Genomic DNA, 22,205 nt, shown 5'->3' with positions numbered 1-22,205 from the left:
CCTCCATTAATCTAAATTACTTAACGTCATCGCGGATAAAAAGTTCTTTATTCTTTGATTATCTGAATTAAAAAAGTCATCTTTAGGACCTTGGAACAATATTTGTCCATCTTCAACAAATAAGATCTTATCCGCAACTTTCTGTGCGAAAGCCAAATTATGTGTAACTATTATCAACGATTGTTTTTCTTTAGCTAACTGTAACAATACTTTTAAAACTTCTAATTCTAACTCCGGATCCAACGCACTAGTTGGTTCATCTAGTAGGATATATCTAGGATTCATCGCTAATGATCTAGCAATCGCCACACGTTGAGCTTGTCCACCTGATAGTTGTTGCGGATAGGCATCTGCTTTATCTGCTAAACCAACTTTTTCAAGTAATTCATAAGCTCTTTTAGTTGCTGATTCCTTATCTTCTTTTAACACATGAACTGGTCCTTCAATAATGTTCTTCAAAACTGTCAAATGTGGAAAAAGGTTGTAATTTTGAAAAACCATTTCTGTTTCACGACGAACTTCTAAAATCTCTTTTTTAGAGATTCCTTTCTTAAAGTCCAACTCTAAATCATCAAAATAATATTTCCCACTTTCAGGCATCTCAAGTAAATTCAATGAGCGTAACATCGTTGACTTTCCTGAACCAGATGGACCTACTAAAACTGTAGTCTGATTATTTTCAAATGTTGTCGTAATATCTTTTAAAGCTAAATTACCACCAAAAGTTTTATTCACATTTTCTAAACGTAACATTCAATCACCTCACTTACTTTACTTATTGAGTTGCCACATAACGTGACGTTACTTTCTCAAGCCATCCTTGTAAGAAGGATAATACCGTACATAGAATTGCATATAAGACTGCTACTGTGCAGTACATTACTAACGGCTCGTAATTTTCAGCTGCAATTTGTTGACTAACTTCAAACATTTCCACAATCGTAATGGAAGCTGCTAAAGATGTATCTTTCACTAAACCAATGAAACTATTAGCTAACGGTGGCAATGAAACTCTAGCTGCTTGAGGGATGATTATTCTCATCAATGCTTGTTTATGAGTCATTCCAATTGAGGCAGCAGCTTCCCATTGTCCTTTAGGGATTGAAGTAATTGCCGCACGATTTGTTTCGGAAGCATATGCCCCGGTATTAAGTGAAAAAACTATAATTCCTGATGTAAATGGATCTAACTTTATTCCTTCTGGTGCTAGTCCCTTGATTTTTAGATACGGTAATCCAAAGTATACAATAAATAATTGGACCAATAATGGTGTACTTCTAAATAGCCAAACATAAAATCTAAAAATTGCTTTGATAACCAAGAAAGGTCCTTTAGTTTGCGAAATTCTAATTAAAGCTGTAACCAAAGCTAAAATCAATCCTAGAATAAATGAAATAATCGCTAACGGAATTGTGTACTTTATTCCAGCTGATATTAACTCAGGTAAAGAACTAATAACTGTATGCCACATATACTTTCACCTTCTCTTCTTATGTAATGTTCTCAAAATAAAAATGCTATTAGTCTTGTCTCCGACTAATAGCATTCACCGATTTAAATATCTAATTACTTACATACGATTAAATATTCCATCATTAGCGTGAAGATGTTAGTCTTTGACCAGAATTATACATACCAAAAAGCATGTTACACATCATGCAACATGGTTGAGCCATCAACATTGCTTGGTATGAAACTTTAGCCATTTTCTAACACTCCTTCATTTCAAGATACTATAAGAATACAATTTTACTTCTTTTTTGTCAATAAATTTCACACGAGAAATTAAAAACACCTTACAATAGTTAATTTTTTTCTAACGATTATAAGGTGTCTTGTACAAACTATAGCTTATTCTTTCGCGCCAGTTATAGTATTAAAGTAATACTTCTTCCCATTTATCAACTGATGTCCATATAACATCCAACCATCTTTATTATAGTAAACCGTCTTATTTTGATAACTAATATACTGGAAGCCTCGTTGCATGACTCCTTTGCTATTAAATAAATACCAATGTCCATCTATATTCTTTTGCCCTGTTGTCATCTTACCAGTTACTTTATCAAAATAGTATACTTTTCCGTCTATATTTTGCCAGCCATATAGCATCCAACCATCTTTGTTGTAGTAAACTGTCTTACTTTGATTAGCAATGTATTGGAAACCTCGTTGCATAGCTCCCTTACTATCAAATAAATACCAATGTCCGCCTATATTCTTTTGTCCTACTGTCATTTTGCCGGTTACTTTATCAAAGTAATATACTTTTCCATCTATATTTTGCCAGCCATATAGCATCCAACCGTCTTCATTGTAGTAAACAGTTTTATTTTGATAACCAATATTTTGGAAACCTTGTTGCATAACTCCTTTGCTATCAAATAAGTACCAGTGACCATCTATATTCTTTTGTCCCGTTGTCATTTTACCTGTTATTTTATCAAAATAATGTACTTTACCATCTATATTTTGCCAACCATATAACATCGTTCCATCATCAGAATACCAAACTACTTTATCTTGTGTAGGAATATATTTTTCTCCTATAGTCATTGCCCCGGTCACTTTATCAAAATTGTACCACTTGCCATTGATATTTTGTTGACCATATAACATGTTACCTAAATGATCATAATAGACAACTTTATTTTGTGTTTCTATTTTTTGGAATCCATGCTGTAAATTACCATTTCTGTACAATCTCCAATGGCCATTTTCAAACTTTTGATGTCCTTCATTTATTCTTTTTACATAAGCTAATTGTAGCTCTGCTTTGCCAAGATTACTTTGTGCTTCTTTCAGTTCTTTTTGAGCAGTATTATAGCTTTTTTGTGCTTCTTTTTGTTTAGTTTTTTCCTTATTAAATTCTGCAAAATATTCGTTAAAAACAATTTTTGCAGCTTCCAATTCTTTTTTATTATCATTCAACTTCTTATTAAGAGAAGTAATTTGATTACTATAGTTTGATTTTTTATTTTCTAGAATTGTTACTAATTTTCTGCTACTATCTATTTTCTTTTGTAGACGACTTATTAGATCTTCAGTCTTTTTTAGTTTCGCATTTATTGTTGCTAATCCATTATTAGCAATATCTAACTTTTCCTTATAGGAACTATCCATTTGTGGAGTAGTACTATTAACCTTATTAATTAGTTCTGAAGTTTCTGATAAATTTTTATTCATAGCTAATAACAAACCATAGCAATCACCCATTGCCATCTTTAATCTTGCTTGTAACCCATTGTTTTCATCTACAAAATAGTTTCCACTCGAAATCATTCCTCCACTAGAATTACTATAGTTCATTCCATATATCTTAAGTTTTAAGTCGTCTAATTGTTTCTCAATTTTAACTAATGACGTTTCAGTCGTATTAAATTTATCTTGATATTTTTCTTTTAAGTTCTTTGTATTATTTATCTTAGTTTCTAAATCATTATAATTATCAACTAATTTTTGTAATGTTGCTTTTTCTCTTACAACTATAAATTTATAACTACTATTTGAATAATCATCTGTTCCTAATAAATGCGTTGTTACTAATTCTTTAGGGATACTTACAAAATTAACTTTATCTCCTATTGCTGGAAAAATAATACTTTCTGAAGCTCTTACATTATCAATAGGATAAATATCAAGAATAAATTCTAAAGAATCCGCAGAGCTTTTTACAATATCCAAAACTGAATTGTAAATAGCCTTTTTTAAATCATTCAATGTACCTGATCCAATGTACGATCCATTATAAATTCTAGAGGGATAATATATAATATTTTCATTTTTTAAAGTATCACCTAAAGCTATAACTTCATCATTCTTATTTCTGTAATTTTCTGCATACAATTTTGTTAGTTCAACTGCTTCTTCTGTAACGTCTAATTTTTCTTTTCCAACTTGCTTTCTAGCTTGATTAAGTAGATCTATAGTATATATCGTAAGATCTCTATACTCATCTTCAGATAATCCATCATAAATTATTCTTTGTTCATCTATATAAGAATCTTTAAAATGATTCAACTCATCTATTTTATTGTTAACTAGAGTTCTTTCATATTCATTCCATCTTACTTGCTCATAGTTCTCAGGTAATATTATTTTATTTTCAACTATATTCTTTCGCTCTGTTTCCAACTTCTTAAGTATATCTTTTTCATTATCGATATTAGCTTTTGTATTGGTTAAATCATATTCATAGTCATATAATTTGTTTACTGTAGTTTGTACTTCATCTAGCTTGTCATTTAGACTTGTTAAATCATTATATAGCCCCATACTTTCATTAAAATAATCGTCTACTTTTTTATAGCTTTCACTAACAGTATCAATTAATTTTTTTGCATTTGCATATTCCTCGTTCATTATACCTATCTCGTCTGTAGGATTATTTGTTGAGAAATCAGGTCTGAATATTGATGGTTCACCGTATTCGTTATAGTCTCCAAATGCATTTTTTATTTTGTCTGATACTTCTTGTAACGCTTTTTGGTTTTCGCTAATTTTAACATTCAATTCTTTTAATTTTGGCTGTAATGTCTCTTTAGCTGATACAACATCATTGTAATGCTTTAAATTATTTTCATATTGTTCTTTAGCATCTTGATAGTACTTAGTTGTATCGTCTTTTATTGATAATTGATCCTTTTTTTCATCATTAATACGCTCTAATAAAGCTTCATCTAAATTAATATCAGCATTTTTAGCATCTATATCCTGATTAACTTCTTGAATACTATCATTAGTAGCATTAATCTCTTTTTGAGTTCTTTCCACATTTTGTTGTTTTGTAACTACATTCTCTTTAGCAACATTCATATTTACTTGCGCTAAATTAGTTGCTTGATTAGATGCATTTAAATTATTCTCTGCAATTTTTACATTCTGTTGTGCATCTTTTACATTTTGTTTAGCATTATCTACTTTACTTTGAACATTTTCAATAGATTGAGTCTGTGTAGTACTTTCAGTTGGTACTGAAACTGTACTATCTGCAGATATTTGTTCATGCTTTGTAAGTCCTACTGTTGCAATAGTCGCAGAAATTGTTAAAGCTGATACTAAGTGTTGCTTTGACTTTTTCATCTAAATAATCTCCCCTTATAACTCAAATACATTTATATAAATTATTATTATGTAGTAATTATATCAAACGTTATCAATACTGCATATAAAAAAAAGAGCTGGACAATTCCAACTCTTTTACTATTAGCATAAATTATTTTTTATTCAACTGTAACACTCTTAGCTAAGTTACGTGGCTTATCAACATCGTATCCACGTTGGATTGATGCGTAGTAAGCTAATAATTGTGCTGGGATAATAGCCAATAATGGTGATAACAATGGTGTTACTTCTGGTAATACCACTTGATCACCTTCTTGAGCCACATCGCGACTAGCAATAAATAGCACGTTAGCACCACGAGCTAATACTTCTTGAGCATTACTACGTGTATGAGTAGCTGTCTTAGGATCTGTAATTACAGCTACAACAGGTGTACCTTCTTCAATCAAAGCAATTGTACCGTGCTTCAATTCACCGGAAGCAAAGCCTTCTGTTTGAATGTAAGAAACTTCTTTCAATTTCAAAGCTGCTTCTTGAGCTACATCATAGTCAATTCCACGACCAATGTAGAAAGCATTACGTGTTGTTGCTAACATATCCTTAGCAATCTTTTCAACAGTACCTTTTTCATCAACTAATTCTTGCATACCATTAGCTACTTTAGTTAATTCAGCAGCAACATCGAATTCTTTAACTTTATCAATGTTCTTAGCTTCGCCATAAGCTTTAACCAAGATAGCTTCTAGAGCAATTTGTGCTGTATAAGCTTTAGTTGAAGCAACAGCAATTTCTGGACCTGCATATAGTAGCAATGTATATGTTGCTTCACGATCCAAAGTAGAGTTTTGTACGTTTGTAATTGTTAAACTTGGATAACCTTGTGCATTTACTTGAGTAAGCACTTGACGACTATCAGCTGTTTCACCACTTTGAGTCAAGAAGATGAAGAATGGTTTTTCTGACAACAATGGTGGATTGTAAGCAAATTCTGAAGCAACATGAACTTCAGTTGGAATATTAGCTAATTTTTCAAATAATTCCTTACCTACTAAACCAGCATGGTAACTTGTACCAGCAGCTACGATATACAAACGATCTGCTTTTTCTAAAGCATCCAATAGTTCTTTATCGATGTTGATAGAACCATCTTCTGCTACATAATGTTGAACTAAGTTACGCATTACACCAGGTTGTTCATCAATTTCCTTAAGCATGTAGTATGGGTATGCACCCTTTTGAGCTGCGGCTGGATCTGTATCTACATGGAATGGTTCACGATTGATAACATTTCCATCTTGATCCTTGATAGTAATTGAATCAGGCTTTACAATTACGATTTCACCATCAACTAATTCGATGAAGTCATGGGTTTGACTCAACATTGCAATTGCGTCTGAACATACAACATTGAAACCATCGCCAACACCAATCAACAATGGACTCTTATTCTTAGCAACAAATAATGTATCTGGTTCTTCTTTATCCATCAATAAGAAAGAGTATGATGAACTTTCATCAACTAATCCTAGAACTTTTTTAAATGCTGCTTCTGTGTCTAGTCCTTCATCAGAGAATTTACCGATCAATTGTACAATGACTTCTGTATCTGTACTACTTACCAAAGTTACATCTTGTAAGTATTCATCACGTAATTGAGCAAAGTTTCCAATCACACCATTGTGTACTAAGAAGAAACGGCCATTTGCTGATACATGAGGATGAGCATTAACCTTGCTAGGAATCCCATGTGTAGCCCAACGTGTATGACCGATACCTGTTGAACCCTTAACTTCTGCACCAACTTCTGCACGTAAATCGGAAATACGACCTTTTTCTTTTACTAAAAAGTCCTTACCATTTTGATCATTTACGTAAATTCCAGCTGAATCATAGCCACGATATTCTAATTGTTGTAATCCATCTAATAAAATGTTTGTTGCATCATTATTACCAGTAACACCGACAATACCACACATATGTTATTTACCTCTCAAATCCAAATCTTTATTTTCCAAAATTGGTATAGACCTTGATTTCTTATTTTAAATCATTGAAAATGCTTATAAATCAAGGTAACAGCTACAATATACATTAATATTTATTGCTTGTCAACAATCATTTCATCTAATTGGTATAGCTGATTTTATTTCTTGTAAGAACCTTACAGCAATCGCATTTTGTAACTCTTCTTTTGTACCAGTTGCGAATAATTTCAAAGTATCATCGCTCATCACAATCATGCTACTTACCATTCCCATTACATCTTGCTCAATATCTGATAATCTTTCAGGTCCTAACATTAATAACATCCTTGAAACTTCAATTTCAGTTTGATCCATAGCTTTCATCTTTAGAGAGTGGTCTAAATCAATTACGGTAAAATAACAACGTTTAACTTCCGGGCTGCTAGTATGTAACAAGGCCATGTTACTATTAGGAATTCCAATCGGAGCTAAATCTATTCTACGTTTTAAATTTTCAGCTACTTGTCTTTTATCTTTTACTATTCCTTGTCCAATTCTATTTGTAATTTCTTTAATTACTTGAGATAAGTTTTCAGTAGATTTATTTTTTAATGTAATTACTTCAATTCCATTTACTAATTCCGTACAGAATAATGCCCCTATCGCAATACCATTCAACTTTTTAGCTGGTTGTAACTTAGAATTATTCAAATAAACATTATTATTTTCTGTTTCTTTGCTGATATAATTTTCCTGATATTTTTTCAAATAATCTTTAATATTACTAATCTCATCATCTAATAATAGAGGGCTAACTATTTGATATTTTCTTGGAAAACCTGGCAATTTTAAAGTAGATAAAATTAAATCATAGCTACTTAAATCAAGGTCTTGAAGTTGTGCAATTTTAGAAATTTTTACCTTCTTAACTTCTGGAATTTCTTGCTTTAATCTCTGTCCTAAGATCGATGATGTACCAATCCCATTTTCACAAATTACTAGCGCTTTCAAATCTCCTCGATAATGACGACTAGTATATTCATTAGCGAAATACAGTAGCAATAATTGTAGTTCAGATTGTGCTAACTTTTCATCTGGAAAACTAACTTTCCACGCTTGTTTAATAGTATTAAATAAATCTTGATACCTTTCGCTTAATCTAGTTAAAGTTTCAATTCTCGTATTAGGTAACCTTTCAACCTGATGACTTACTAAACCAGCAATATGCGTTGTCAGACGTTTCAAAAATGCCGGATTACGTTGAAAATCCCATTTCATTTTTTCAGAAACTGTTTGAACGAAAGACTTTATTTGTAGTGATAAAGCCAGTTCTTGATCATTATCATAAAATGTCGGAGAACTCTCATTATCACAACTTTGGAATTGATTAGCTAAATAGATAATTTCTTTTCTATCTAGTTTTAACGGTTCTATTTGTGAATACTCAGCCATAAATTGATAAACCAATGATTGATATTTCAACGAACCATCAATAGCTTTAATTTCACCCAAATTATCAGGTGAAGCAGCTCTTTCTAAACAAATAGTTGTTAATAATATCAGCTGCATTGATTGGTGATCTGACTTGATATTTATTTTCTTTAATACGCTTTTGTTTAGAGCTTGAGTTACTAATTGAATCCTTTTTTTCGGTAATAATCTCAAAAAGTAATTGTTTCCCCCGACATCCTGATCGTCACCAATATACTTAAAGAAACGATAATCATTGATCTCGCTCAATAAGATACCACATAGTACCTGACGTCTTTGAAATTCGGTACCTTTAACTGAAATGCCTACACCTTTTTTCTTAATTAAAGTTATCCCATATTTTCCAAGTGCCAAGGCTACTTCCGTTAAATCTCGTTGTACAGTACCTTCACTTACTTTTAGAGACATCGCCAGACTAACAATTTTTTGTGGCTCATCTTCTAGTAAAAGCATTGCCGCCAAAATACTTTGCCTTTCAGATACTGACATTTCTTGTTGACTAGGACTATCACCAATGTCTTCACGCAATTGTTCAATATCTCTTTCTTGTCCTTGAAGTACATATTTCCCATCAATGTTAGAAATTGTCAGTCCTCTTCGCTCTAAATCCAATTTTAGCTCATTAAATTCACGATAAATGGTTCTTCGACTAACATTGACGCTTTCTTCAAGCTGTTTAATCGTTGTCCCATTTGATATTCGTAATAATATCGATAAAATTTCTTTTTGCCTTTTTGTAAGAATTATCATAGGAATTAACGTCCTTTCACGCTACTTTGACAAATTTAGACATTATCTAATATTTAGTCTAACTCACAATTTTATTAAAGTAACCCTATTCTTCAACAAATTCCGAATTGAGAACTATCGACTCAGCTAAAAGAATTTCACTATATAAGTGATACACATATTTTTCATACCGTGCTTCTTTTTGAGAAATCATATCTAAATATTGTCGTTCTTGATAGAATGCATTAATAAATGCACGTCTTTCCATTTCTTTTTCCGCTTCTGTATATTGTGGATGACGTACTGCATTACGCCATTCTTTGACAAAATCCCTTGTTCTTGTATTTTGATTTTGAGACTTCAAATCAAAAATTACAGATTGTTTTACATTTTTCGCTAAGTACATTTTCTGCACAGTAGTGATTGCTTGTTGAATCATTTCTTCTCTTAATTCATCTAATTCCTTTTCACCATCTTCATCAGACACATCTTTATCTAAAATGAACCTAAAAATAACAGTAGGAACTATCATACTTAAAATAATCAGTACACTTTCAGACATCACTACTAAACTAAAATCTTGGCTATTAACACTAGTCTTAGCTACTGTAAATGCTAGGGATAACGTTACAGCTCCATGCACACCACCTAAAGAAAAAATCCAACCTGCATGATTATCCATTTTAAATTTAATTCTGCCATATATATACCGTACAATTACATTGGATAAGTACAAAATTGCACCTAAAGTTATCCAGATCCACGAATTATAAGTGATACTCTCATCTTTTATGATATTAACCAACATCATTCCTAAAATTACAAAAACGATGCTGTTAAAAAGTTCCGTAATGATTGAAACTAAATTTGTACCCATATACACCATTTGAGCATTCGCTAATCGACTACGTTGAGTTTCAGCATTATGCACCAATCCTGCACAAACTACTGCAATAATCCCAGAAACATGAAATTCCTCCGCCAGATAATAGATAATAAATGGTGTCATTAAATAAATAATCACCTGTGCATTTACAGAATTATACGAACTTCTAAGGAGTGCTTGCCTGAATAAAACAATAATCCATGCGATTATAAAACCAATTACAATCCCACCACCAGCAGATAAAATAAAATCTGTCAATGTTTCACGATAGTTTATTCTTCCATTGATATACCATAAAACGGCCATGTTTAATAAAATAATTCCTGAAGCATCATTAAATAATGATTCCATTTTTAAAAAGAATCCTTCGCGACGTGGAATTTTTAGTCCTTCAGTTACTGATTGAGTGGCTGTTGCATCAGTTGGTGTACTGATTGCAGCTAAGATAAAAGCCAATGGCAAGCCAATCTTACCAATCGCATAGCTACTAAATCCGGCTACGATTGCACAAAGTAAGACCATGATAACTGTAACTTGGAAAATTTGTTTTACCCTTTTACCAACTACATTAAGGAAAGTAGCTTGCCCTTCAAAGAATAATAGCGGTGCTACGATTAAAAGCATAAAAACTTCCGGATTAAATGAACGGATATCATAAGTCGTTACAGGAAGTAATCCTAAAACCGCTCCCATAATTAGACTAACGTAATTCATTGATACCTTAGCAAACATCTCAGCAATTATAATGCTGATAACAGCAAAAAATACCAATTCAAATAATAAAATTATTATCTCCAAACTATCTATCATCCCTTCCTTGTGTTATCTATAAATTAATTCTAGCATAAAATATAAAAAATTTGTATGAATTAAGTAAATAAAAAAGAGCGGTAAATTAAAACCGCCCTCAATTCTACAATGTTGCACGACTTTTAGAGTTGGCTGACTCTATCTGTGTTCAACATAGTTATCTTTATTCTGACACTATTATAACATAAAACGTTTTTCTGTAAGTCCAGGATAAAATTAAAATAGTTGAAGATTATGCCTGTTTGAAAGCTAATCTTCAACTATTCTCTATTTCAAGCAATTGAAATTTTATACTAATAAATATTGTAAGCCAGCAGCTAAGATACCCCCAACAATTGGACCTAACATTGGTACCCATGCATAGCCCCAATTTGCATTACTTTTATTAGGTACTGGCAATACTGTATAAGCAAATCTTGGAGCCCAGTCACGAGCTGGATTCAAAGCGAAACCTGTTGTTCCACCCAAAGCTTGACCAACTACCATAATTAATAAACCAACAATTAATGGTTTCAATCCTTTTGTAAAGTCGCCAAGATTTAATAATGTAAAGATAAATACGAAAGTTGCGATTGTTTCACTCAAGAAATTGTACAAACCATTATCGATAGCTGGACCAGTTGCAAAAATTCCAACTACGTTACCATCGCTAGTATTCTTAGCATTCTTGAATTGTGCTCCATATTGAATGATTACTAAAACTGCACCAACAAAAGCACCTAAAAATTGTCCTAATAAATATGGTAAAACTTGGCTCCAAGGGAAGAAACCAAAAAGAGCAAATCCGATTGTTACCGCTGGATTCAAATGTCCTTGGGCTCCAAAACTACCAGCTACATAAACACCGAACGTTACGGCCATACCCCATGCTAGAGTTACGAACAACCAACCAGCATTACGTGCATATGACGTCTTAAGATTTATGCCGGCGCCGGTACCTACACCTAGAACGATTAAAATCATCGTACCAAGAAATTCACCAATAAATCCGTTCATAGTACTCACCTCTATTTAATTTTTAGTGGTTCTAACTGCTTTTCTACTTCCTGTAAATCTACTCCTGCTTCAAGAAGTGTTGCTGCTGTATATGCTCCTTCGATTAAAGCAACATCATAGAGATGAACTTTTTTATCTGTCATTTCGATCGCCATCTCTAAGTTCATTTTTGCACTTCCTAAATCATAGAAAGCTAAAATTTCATCAGCATCATTTTCTTCAAAAGCATTCATGATTTTTTCCATACTTGTCCCAACATCATTATCTTCAGTTCCACCAGCTGTTGTAATAGGAACATCCTTAGCTACCTGAGTCAACAATCTTGGTAATCCATTAGCAACTTCATAAACGTGAGAAACAATTGTAATTCCTAAACTCATTACATAACCCCCGCTTCTAAAAGGGCTGTAAATAGGTAGCCACTTGATACAGCACCTGGGTCTAAATGTCCAACTGAACGTTCACCTAAGTAAGAAGCACGACCTTTCTTGGCAACCATATCCTTTGTAGATTCAACTGCTGCGTCAATATCTACTTGAGTTAGACTATTATCTTTCAATTTTGGTACTAATGCTGTCCAAACATCCACCATTGTCTTATCTCCAGCTTCAGCTCCACCACGTTTCTTAATTCCGGCTAAAGCTAATTCCATTAATTCTGCTAAATCATCTGTTTTAGCACTAGCTTTAGCCATTTCTAAAAATGCAGTTCCATATAAAGGACCAGAAGCTCCACCAACCTTACTAATCAAGGACATCGCTGTAATTTTAAATACTCCAACAATATCTTCTGGTTGCTTACTTGCTAAAGTTTCTTTGACTGCAGCCATACCACGAGCCATGTTATTACCATGATCTCCATCTCCAATTGGTGTATCTAAATCACTAAGATATGCCTTGTTAGTTTCAATTAAATCACCAAATATTTCTAACCATTTTTCTAAGTTTTCTTTAGTTACTGACATTTCAATCTTCCTTCCCTACCTAAGCTTTTTACCATGCAATTGTTTCTACTGGATAATTCAAATAATCTAACCACTTATCTTCAGCTAATTCAAATATTGTTAAGGAAATACCAGCCATTTCAATTGATGTCATATAATTTCCAGCTTTCGTAAATACTGGTTTAACACCTTTTGCTTCCAATGCATCTAGCACATCGTTGCCAAATATATATTGTTCCATTAATGGAGTTGCACCCATACCATTAATTAAAACAGCATATTTTTTATCCTTATTCAAATGAAGTTCTTCATCAAGTTTTTTAATTAATTCTGCTACTAATTCTTTAGATGGCTTAATCTTTTCTCTTCTATAGCCAGGTTCACTATGAATTCCTACCCCATATTCAATTTCATCTTCGGCTAGTTTAAATCCTGGTTTACCAACTTCTGGAACTGTTGCAGCTGATAAAGCTACACCAATAGTCTTTAAATTAGGTAATACTTTCTTAGCTAGTTCTTCTATTTCATCTAAACTTGCACCTTGATCTGCTGCCGCACCTAAGATTTTATGCATTAATACGGTTCCGGCTACACCACGGCGACCTTGTGTATACAAACTATTTTCTACGGCAATATCATCATTGACAATGATTGATTTAACTTCAATATCATCCATTTCTGCCATATCTTTTGCCATATCAAAGTTCATTACATCACCAGAATAATTTTTAATAACTAAAAATACACCTTTGCCACTATCAACAGCCTTGATTGCTTCGTATATTTGATCAGGTGTTGGAGAGGTAAATACTTGTCCTGCAACTGCTGCACTTAACATACCTTTACCTACGAATCCTGCATGTGATGGTTCATGTCCACTACCACCACCACTGACAATACCTACTTTACCTTGCATAGATTCTTTGTCACTACGCACCATTACTTCAGTACCATCAATCTTTTCAATATATTGTGGATATAAACGAACCATTCCGTTAACCATTTCTGGAACAACATCTGCTGGATTATTGATAATTTTCTTCATAACTATACCTCCATGTCGAACTATGATTATTTACAACTTGATTGTATAATATAACCGCTTTCAATTATAGTGGACAATAATTGAAAACTGTCCGTTACTTCATCCTATAAGGTATTATTATACTAATAGTATGGAAGTGATAATATGAGATTAACAAACACACATGATATTTCTTTAGAAAATACAATCCAAGGTATCAAGCTTGCTTACCCCGCTCTCAAGCAAGTCTCAGGGATATTTGGATTTATAGATAGAAATTTTAATGATGAACACATTCCTTTAGTTTCAGGTGGTGGTGCTGGTCATGAGCCTGCTCACTGGGGATTTGTTGGGTCTGGGATGCTAAGTGCTTCAATTACTGGAGAATTATTTGAACCACCTACTCCAGAAGAAATAATTACAGTTACTAAAAAAACAACTAAACTTAAAAAAGCTTTTTATATTGTTAAAAACTTTCCCAAAGATGTTGCTGCTTTTACTCAAGCTAAAGTAACTTTAGAAGATAAAGGTTGGCAAATTGGAATGGTTATTGTTAGAGATGATGTTTCGGTAGATTCATCTTTTGAAAAAAGACGGCGTGGCGTAGCTGGAACTGTCCTAATTCATAAAATTCTCGGCTACTATGCCCAAAAAGGATCTAATATTGATACTCTTGAAATGATTGGCCAGCATTTAACAGAGAACCTAAAAACTATTGGTGTGGCTTTTTCTGGAGATAATTTTAACCTAAAAGATAATGAAATATACTACGGAATTAGTATTCACGGTGAACCTGGCTATCGAAAAGAAGAATTTAAGTCTTCTGAATTACTTGCTAGAGAGTTGATAGCTAAATTGCGCTTAAATTTCCAATGGTACAAGGGTGATACATTCGTTGTTCTAATCAATTCTCTAGGTGGTACTACACCTATTGAAAATTTGATTTTTAATAATGATGTTTGTTCTTTATTGGCTTTAGATAACATCAATATTGCATTCGATAAGGTTGGAACTTTTCTTTCATCTTATGGAATTAACGGGATTTCTCTATCATTATTAAAAGTTGAAGATACCGACTGGCTTCATGCCTTACAAGCTCCCGTTAATGTTCCAGCTTGGTAATTAACTCTCAAAAGAATATTCAATTGCATTAATTGCTTGTTTTACAATTAACTCATAATCTACTGGATTGGGTGTCGTAACATTATGAATTATAGTTGTAGATATACCTAAGCATAGGATCCACATATTATCCTGTGCTTTTTTATTTGAGATAAGTTCCTGTCTTTCTAGTACATGAGCTAATAATACTACCAAATGTGTCGCAAAAATATCTGCCACATTAACCTCGGTTTGTACCGTCAAGCATTCATAGTAGTAGCGTTTATGAGCATCTATTTCGTAAATAAACAACTTTAAGATTTCCTTCCAATGAAGGTAGTCAATATTATTATCAATCGTTTCTTCTAAAGTGTCATTTAATTGCCACTCTAACAAATCATATTTGTCTTGAAAGCTATCGTAAAAAGTTTGACGTCTGATATCTAATATTCTCATTAAGGAACTTACTGAAACATGATTAAAACCTTTTTTCATTATCTGTTCACGAAAAGTATTAGCAATTTTCTTTTGTAATATATAGCTCATATTTGCCACCTCATCTAAACAAATCCAAATAAAATCAAATATCTTTTATATAAAATAATAACAAAATTCCCAATATAATTCTAGACAACGCAAAAAGTGCGTATAGCATACACTACACGCACTTCGATATTTTAACATTTATAACCTATTCTTTTTCAGTTACTCCTACAGATACTCTAGCTTTCTTATAGAAGTAAACTCCTAATCCTAATACTAATCCAACTAATGCTGGAACTACCCATGATAATCCGATGCTAGCTAATGGTAAGTAATGCAATCTAAATGCTGCAACTGCTTTACCAAATGCGCTTTGACTAACAACTGCTGGGAATGCAACTACCATATCAAAGAATGCTGGAACTACAGTAAATAGAACTACCATGAAGTATACTGCACCATCACGCTTGAATAAAGGTGAAAATACAGATAATAAGATCAATACCATTGATAATGGATATAAGAACATTAACATTGGAGTTGACCAAGCGATGATTTGTTCTAATCCAAAGTTAGCTGTTAAGAATGATGCTAAGCATGATAATGCCAACCATGTGTGATAACTAACCTTTGGAAAATGTGCATGGAAATCTTGAGCAAAAGCTGCAACCAAACCTACCGCTGTTGTTAAACATGTAACTGTGATTAATGTAGCCAATACAGCTTGACCAAATGAACCTGCATAAGCATTAACGATTTGAGAAAATGCTACACCACCATCAGCGGATAATTTAAATCTACCTAATGACATTGCGCCTACAACAATTAGAAGTAAGTAGATTACTGCAACTGCACTCATTGAGAAGAAACCAGCTTTAGCAGTAACGGCAGCAACACTCTTTTCACGTTTTTTACCCATTGTACGAACGGCTGTAACAACAGTAACACCAAAAGCTAAACCTGCCAAAGCATCCATTGTGTTATAACCTTCTAAAAATCCATTAGTAAATGCACCATGTAGATATTGTGCAGTAGGTGCTGCTTGAGAAACACTACCCATTGGTTTTAAGAATGATACCAAGAATACTAAGAATAATAATACCAAAAATACTGGATTTAAAACCTTACCTAAATTAGATGCGATGTTATTTTCTTTATATGATAATAAAAATGCTGCTAAAAAGAATAATGCAGAGAAACCAAATAATGCTACCTGTTGATATTGTTGTGGAACTAATGGTGCCAAACCAACCGTAAATGAAACAGTAGCTGTTCTTGGAGTACCAAATAATGGTCCGATTGTAGCATGAATTAATACCATAAATACTAAAGCAAAAGTTGGGCCTAGTGGTAAACCTACATCATAAACACCTTTAGAACGTGTGATTGCGATAGCTAGAACTGATAGCAATGGTAACAAAACACCTGTTACTAAAAATCCTAGTGTAGCAGGAAACCAATTATGACCTGCCAATTGTCCTAAATGTAGTGGGAAAATTAAGTTCCCAGCTCCGAAAAATAATGCAAATAGCAACGAACTAACGACAAAATAATCTTTTTTAGTTAATTTTCTTTCTACTAATTTCTCCATAAAATCATATCCTCATCAAATTCTCATTTATTAGAAAAAATATAGCAACTAATTAAGCACCTTCCGGATTGGTTACTCTCAGTTTGCACGCAATAAAAAAATAGACGCCCCTAAATCGACTACTCGATTCAAGGACGCCTATCGCGTGGTACCACCCTGCATTTATAGCTACATCGCTGCAGCTACCTTTCACGTACGGCCTACGTCTAGGCGATACGCTAACACTGTAATGGGTGTTCCCAATGCACCTTACTCTCACTAAGATTTCGGTACAACACTCGAAAGTGATTTTCATCTGCTTACTGTCTTACTTCCTCTCACCAAACGAAGCTCGCTTAAAGGGCAAACAAATTACTCTTCTTTCTCATTGCGTTCTTTTATATTTAATCTCTATGCTTTGTATTCTAATCATACTATAATCATTTGTCAACACATTTTTCGATTTTTTTAACTCCAATATAATAGCTCTCATTTAATTTTCTTACTGAAAGCGTGTTATACTATGGTTGGAGCTTATATTCAGGGAGGTTGATTTATCATGAAAAATTCTTATTATCCAACTACTACTCCAAAAATCGTTGTCTTTGTAGTTACAATTTTGTTGTTTATTTGGACAATTATCGATTCCAACCTAATTCATTTGGGTGGACTGGCGTTTGCTTCATTGGTTATGTTGATGTTCCATTTTCATTTTTATGAATCAACTTCAGACAAAAATATTTTTAATAAAATAGACTTTATTTTACAATTATTTTTGGTCTTTATTTCTATTATTAAGTTTTTTGTTATTTCAGGTGTTAATTAATTTAAATTTTTCAAAAAATAAAAATGGTAAATCAAAAATCGATTTACCATTTTTTTATTTTCTAGTAGCTTGTCCTGTAGCATAATTAATATTTATGTTAGTTTGTACATTAGGCACAAATACATTAAATTCTAGCGAACCATCTGATGATTTAGCTTCCAAATGTGCTCCTGCTGGCACTAGATTATTACCATCATAGACATCTGTCACACGATAACGAACCTGCTTGTTTCTATCTAAAGTTTTTCTTACCAATCCTTCGTAGTAATTTTGTCCGGTAGAATCCTTAGAAGCTGATTCATTAGCCCATGCAGTTTGAGTAGCTATATTCTTTTCATTAGACTCAGAAGCATCAAACCCTCTAACATTTCCCACAAGGGCATATGCTAATAAATGTCCTCTATCATAAGCATGCTTGAATCTACCTGGCAGGTTTTGTACCTGTCTAAATCCTTGTGGCTTCCAACTTGTACGTCCATTTCCTGTAGCTTGACGATTTTTATATTGACGACTAGTTCTATTTAGCCAAGCATTCGCAACGGTTGGTCGATTCAATGAATCAACCTCATTAACAGCATATGGTGCACTAGAAACTTTTGTATTTAAGTTAGTCTTATTATTATTTACAATGAAAGCTCCTGCCCCATTAAAGCTTAAATTACCACCTAATTGTTGGCGTACATTATCTGTTAATACTACACTTGCTTGTTCCTCAGTAGGAGTGTAATCCTTTTTGTTATATGTACTACTACTTGCAACCTCATTATTAAATGGTGTACTAATATGATTTGTATTAACCCCTACTGCTGCTAAAGCAACCCCTACAGCAACGGTAGCTAACCATCTCATAAATTTATTTGATTTATTTTTCTTTTTTCTTGCCATTTTAACCCTCCGAACACATATTCTAAATAAATTTTACAATACTTTTTAGATTATTTAAAGCATAAAAAAACTCCACAGCTAGGGAAACTGCGGAGAAAAAGGAAATATATTTAAGGGTTATTCCCAGTTCATCAGCTGGGAACTATGCTTTCAAAAAACATACTCTAAACCGAGTACTCACTTATACTACTTTTTATTTTTGAAGAATTTGTGAACTTTTATTGAATAAAATTTTAATATTTATAAAAAATAAATCAATCATTTTAATTACAAAAAATTAGTATTTTCTATTTACTTACTTTTTGTAATCTGTTATATTATATGTGTACTTATTGAACACAACATAATTGAAAAAGAGGTAATTAATAATGGAATCAAAATTTAACGAATTACAAAAAAAACGTCGCTCAATTTACGCTATTGGTGAAAATGTTACTGCTGATAAAAATGACATCTTTAACTTAGTAAAAACAACTATTCAACAATCTCCTACAGCTTTCCACAGCCAAACAGTAAGAGCTGTTGTATTATTTGGTGAAAAATCAAATAAAGTATGGGACATCGTTGAAGCTAACTTACGTAAAGTTGTTGATGATGACGAAGCATTCAAGAATACTCAAGCAAAAATCGCTAGCTTCCGTGCAGGTTTTGGTACAATCCTTTACTTTACAAACACACCTAAAGTTCATGAATTAGAAGAAGCATTCCCATTATATGCTGATAACTTCGCAACATGGGCAGAACAAGGTATTGGTGGTGCTCAACAAGCTGTATGGACTGCTTTAGCAGAACAAGGTATTGGTGCTAGCTTACAACACTATAACCCACTAATTGATGATGATATCAAGAAAGAATTTGATCTTCCAGCAGAATGGACATTACGTGCACAAATGCCATTCGGTTCTATCGAAGCTCCAGCTGGTGATAAAGAATTCTTAGACGAAGCTGAACAATTCAAGTTAATCGACTAATTGTTAGTCATTATATATATCAAAAGCGTTGAGAAAAACTCTCAACGCTTTTTTATGCTTCATTAACTTCTACTTTATACTTTTCTGTTTTAGAGTGTGGATACTTATTTATTTTTTCATTTTCTTCCTTTATCTTCAATAAACGTAAAGCATTTAAAATAGCTATGAAGGTTACCCCTACATCAGCAAATACAGCCTCCCACATTGTCGCTATTCCTAGTGCACCTATCAAAAGGAAAATTGCTTTTACTACTAAAGCAAAGATAATATTTTCCCATACGATTACCTTTGTCTTTCTAGCAATTTTTATTGCTTTGGTAACAGCAGTTGGATTATCTTTCATCAAAACAACATCTGCTACTTCAACTGCCGCATCTGAACCTAATGCCCCCATTGCAACTCCCACATCAGCACTAGCTAAAACTGGAGTATCATTTAAGCCATCACCTACAAAGATCACTTTACCTTTATCACCTATCTCAGATTTGATTTTCTCAACTTCTGTTACTTTATCTTGTGGTAATAATTCGGTCTTTACATTAGGGATAGCTAATTTTTCAGCTACACTTTCCCCAACAATCTTTTTATCCCCTGTAAGCATAGTAACATTGTCTATTCCTACATTCTTAAGACCTTGAATAGCTACTTTAGCATCAGTCTTTATCATATCTGAGACTTCTATTGCACCAAGATATTCATTATTTAGAGCTACATAGACGACAGTTCCAGTAGTATCTTCTATTGTCGATACTCCATCAATATTAAGCTTATTCATCAGCTTCATATTACCTACACTAATAGTATCACCTTGATATTCAGCTCTAACACCTAGACCTACTAGTTCTTCAACATTGCTTACTCGCGCAATATTTCCCGGGTAATTTTTAACAATCGAATGGGCAATTGGGTGTGGAGAAGATGATTCAGCGATTGCAGCTAATTTTACGATTTCTTTCTTGCTTACTCCATTTGTAGGTATAATTTGAGTTACAAAAAATTCACCTCTAGTTAAAGTGCCTGTCTTATCGAAAATAACAGCTTTAGCTTGACTAAGCGCCTCTAGGTAATTGCTTCCTTTAACTAAGATACCAGCCCTAGAGCTTGCACCAATTCCACCAAAATAACTTAATGGTATTGAGATAACTAAAGCACATGGGCAGGAAATAACTAGAAAAATCAAAGCTCGATATAGCCATACTTGGAATTCTTGTCCTAAAAATAATGGTGGGATGCTAGCTAACATGATCGCAGATATTACTATTACTGGAGTATATATCTGAGAAAATTTAGTAATAAAATTCTCTGTCTTTGTCTTTTTTTCACTAGCATTTTGTACTAATTCTAAAATCTTTGTTACGGTAGAATCTTTATACTCTTTACTTACTCTTATCCTAAGGGCACTATTTTCAACAATCATTCCACCTAAAACCTGACTATCCTTAGTAACTAACAAGGGTTTTGTTTCACCAGTTAGAGCTGCAGTATTTAAATATGCCTCTCCAGATTCAACAACTCCATCAATCGCTATTTTCTCTCCTGGATTAACAATGATTATGTCACCCTTGTTTAATAACTCTGGCTTAACTTGCTGTAATTTACCATTCAATTCTAAATTAGCATATTCAGGTCGAATATCTAGTAAGTTAGTTATTGATTTTTTAGAATTTTCTATCGCTAAATCTTCAAATATTTCACCTACACGATAAAATAACATAACTGCAATAGCTTCAGAAAATTGTCCAATCGCTAAAGCCCCAACTGTAGCTACCGACATCAAAAAATTCTCGTCAAACCACTTACCATGAAGTATATTTTCTATCGCTTCTTTTAAAATTGGATAAGCTGAAATAATATAAGTTACTATGTACAGAACTATCGTTATATTTTTCGGTATAAAATGAGCGAGAATCAAAAGCATTAAGCAAAGTGCAATTACTCCACTTTCTTTTTTCTCATCTGGTGACATTCTTTTTATTAAGCTCATAATAAACACCTACTTTCTAAAATATGAATATATGCTCATATATTTACATCTAGAGTATAACACGTTTTCATTTCCCTATCAATCCAGCTTATAACTTTTTTGCGTGTCTTTTTTTGCTAGTAATGGTAGAATTAGTTTTGGTGAACTATATGAAAGAACATTTTGCAAAATTACCTTCAGAAGAAGAAACTCAACGCAGTGTCCAAATATTTAAAGCATTTGGAGACTATACTCGCTACAAAATTTTGTATCTATTATATGAACGTGAACTTTCAGTCTCAGAAATCACTTCTGAAATTGGAGTTTCACAATCTGCTATCTCTCATCAACTTAAACTGTTACGTCAAACAGGTCTTGTATCTGGTCGACGTGATGGTCAAAGAATTTTATATAGTTTAGCAGATAAACATATTATTATGATTTTTAAACAAGTCAAAGAACATATCAGTGAAGATGATATTTAAAAAGAGTGCTGAGA

General features: G+C 32.9%; 18 protein-coding genes and 1 other annotated feature. Of the genes, 4 read left to right on the top strand and 14 right to left on the bottom strand.

The annotated features are described in order from the left end of the window. Positions 1-6: 6 nt before the first annotated feature. From NOU10_RS03365 to dhaK, 10 genes are all read right to left on the bottom strand, one after another. Complete coding sequence (locus NOU10_RS03365) at positions 7-753, bottom strand: amino acid ABC transporter ATP-binding protein (protein ID WP_081509972.1); 747 nt, start codon at positions 751-753, stop codon at positions 7-9. Between the two features lie 22 nt (positions 754-775). Then, entirely contained in the window at positions 776-1,471 is a 696-nt protein-coding gene (locus tag NOU10_RS03360) for an amino acid ABC transporter permease (protein WP_255905983.1), read from the bottom strand. A gap of 380 nt (positions 1,472-1,851) precedes the next feature. Beyond that, positions 1,852-5,082, bottom strand: coding sequence for a hypothetical protein (locus NOU10_RS03355; RefSeq protein WP_255905982.1), 3,231 nt, complete (start codon positions 5,080-5,082; stop codon positions 1,852-1,854). Positions 5,083-5,222: 140 nt separating this feature from the next. Further along, on the bottom strand, positions 5,223-7,040 hold the full coding sequence (gene glmS, locus NOU10_RS03350; RefSeq protein ID WP_255905981.1) for a glutamine--fructose-6-phosphate transaminase (isomerizing): 1,818 nt from the start codon (positions 7,038-7,040) through the stop codon (positions 5,223-5,225). Between the two features lie 144 nt (positions 7,041-7,184). Next, positions 7,185-9,269, bottom strand: a complete 2,085-nt coding sequence (locus tag NOU10_RS03345; RefSeq protein ID WP_255905980.1) for a BglG family transcription antiterminator — start codon at positions 9,267-9,269, stop codon at positions 7,185-7,187. Between the two features lie 85 nt (positions 9,270-9,354). Further along, a complete protein-coding gene (locus tag NOU10_RS03340) occupies positions 9,355-10,944 on the bottom strand; it encodes a sodium:proton antiporter (protein ID WP_255905979.1) in 1,590 nt (529 codons plus the stop codon). A gap of 288 nt (positions 10,945-11,232) precedes the next feature. Then, positions 11,233-11,940, bottom strand: a complete 708-nt coding sequence (locus NOU10_RS03335; protein ID WP_003701023.1) for an MIP/aquaporin family protein — start codon at positions 11,938-11,940, stop codon at positions 11,233-11,235. 11 nt (positions 11,941-11,951) lie between these two features. Continuing rightward, entirely contained in the window at positions 11,952-12,320 is a 369-nt protein-coding gene (dhaM, locus tag NOU10_RS03330) for a dihydroxyacetone kinase phosphoryl donor subunit DhaM (RefSeq protein ID WP_003704317.1), read from the bottom strand. After that, positions 12,320-12,904: a dihydroxyacetone kinase subunit DhaL gene (dhaL, locus tag NOU10_RS03325; RefSeq protein WP_255905978.1), complete on the bottom strand. Its 585-nt coding sequence runs from the start codon at positions 12,902-12,904 to the stop codon at positions 12,320-12,322. Before dhaL ends, dhaM begins: the two co-directional genes overlap by 1 nt. A 28-nt stretch (positions 12,905-12,932) precedes the next feature. Continuing rightward, on the bottom strand, positions 12,933-13,928 hold the full coding sequence (gene dhaK / locus NOU10_RS03320) for a dihydroxyacetone kinase subunit DhaK (protein ID WP_081538339.1): 996 nt from the start codon (positions 13,926-13,928) through the stop codon (positions 12,933-12,935). Positions 13,929-14,072: 144 nt separating this feature from the next. On the opposite strand from dhaK, the gene NOU10_RS03315 reads away from it, so the two are divergent. Then, entirely contained in the window at positions 14,073-15,029 is a 957-nt protein-coding gene (locus tag NOU10_RS03315; RefSeq protein WP_223657225.1) for a DhaKLM operon coactivator DhaQ, read from the top strand. On the opposite strand, the gene dhaS is transcribed toward NOU10_RS03315, so the two are convergent. After that, positions 15,030-15,554 (bottom strand): dihydroxyacetone kinase transcriptional activator DhaS, encoded by a 525-nt coding sequence (gene dhaS / locus NOU10_RS03310; protein WP_003704309.1) that lies wholly within the window; start codon positions 15,552-15,554, stop codon positions 15,030-15,032. Between the two features lie 145 nt (positions 15,555-15,699). Next, complete coding sequence (gene brnQ / locus NOU10_RS03305; RefSeq protein WP_223688696.1) at positions 15,700-17,082, bottom strand: branched-chain amino acid transport system II carrier protein; 1,383 nt, start codon at positions 17,080-17,082, stop codon at positions 15,700-15,702. A 127-nt stretch (positions 17,083-17,209) separates the two neighbouring features. After that, positions 17,210-17,459, bottom strand: a binding site (T-box leader). A 161-nt stretch (positions 17,460-17,620) separates the two neighbouring features. Between brnQ and NOU10_RS03300 the strand changes: the two genes are divergently transcribed. Next, positions 17,621-17,887 (top strand): hypothetical protein, encoded by a 267-nt coding sequence (locus tag NOU10_RS03300; protein ID WP_003701014.1) that lies wholly within the window; start codon positions 17,621-17,623, stop codon positions 17,885-17,887. 54 nt (positions 17,888-17,941) lie between these two features. On the opposite strand, the gene NOU10_RS03295 is transcribed toward NOU10_RS03300, so the two are convergent. Then, positions 17,942-18,772, bottom strand: coding sequence for a DNA/RNA non-specific endonuclease (locus NOU10_RS03295; RefSeq protein WP_223688697.1), 831 nt, complete (start codon positions 18,770-18,772; stop codon positions 17,942-17,944). A 368-nt stretch (positions 18,773-19,140) separates the two neighbouring features. On the opposite strand from NOU10_RS03295, the gene NOU10_RS03290 reads away from it, so the two are divergent. Further along, a complete protein-coding gene (locus NOU10_RS03290; RefSeq protein ID WP_003701011.1) occupies positions 19,141-19,743 on the top strand; it encodes a nitroreductase family protein in 603 nt (200 codons plus the stop codon). Positions 19,744-19,795: 52 nt separating this feature from the next. Here the strand turns inward: NOU10_RS03290 and NOU10_RS03285 are convergent, their stop codons facing one another. After that, positions 19,796-21,727 carry a heavy metal translocating P-type ATPase gene (locus tag NOU10_RS03285; protein WP_255905977.1) on the bottom strand — a complete coding sequence of 644 codons (1,932 nt, stop codon included), beginning with the start codon at positions 21,725-21,727 and terminating at the stop codon, positions 19,796-19,798. 149 nt (positions 21,728-21,876) lie between these two features. Here NOU10_RS03285 and NOU10_RS03280 point away from each other — a divergent pair, with 149 nt between their 5' ends. After that, on the top strand, positions 21,877-22,191 hold the full coding sequence (locus NOU10_RS03280; RefSeq protein WP_003704272.1) for a metalloregulator ArsR/SmtB family transcription factor: 315 nt from the start codon (positions 21,877-21,879) through the stop codon (positions 22,189-22,191). The last annotated feature ends 14 nt before the right edge of the window (positions 22,192-22,205 follow it).

Source organism: Ligilactobacillus sp. MP3, from assembly GCF_024436335.1.
Taxonomy (GTDB): Bacteria; Bacillota; Bacilli; order Lactobacillales; family Lactobacillaceae; genus Ligilactobacillus; species Ligilactobacillus salivarius.
This window is presented reverse-complemented; position numbering and strand designations above follow the sequence as displayed.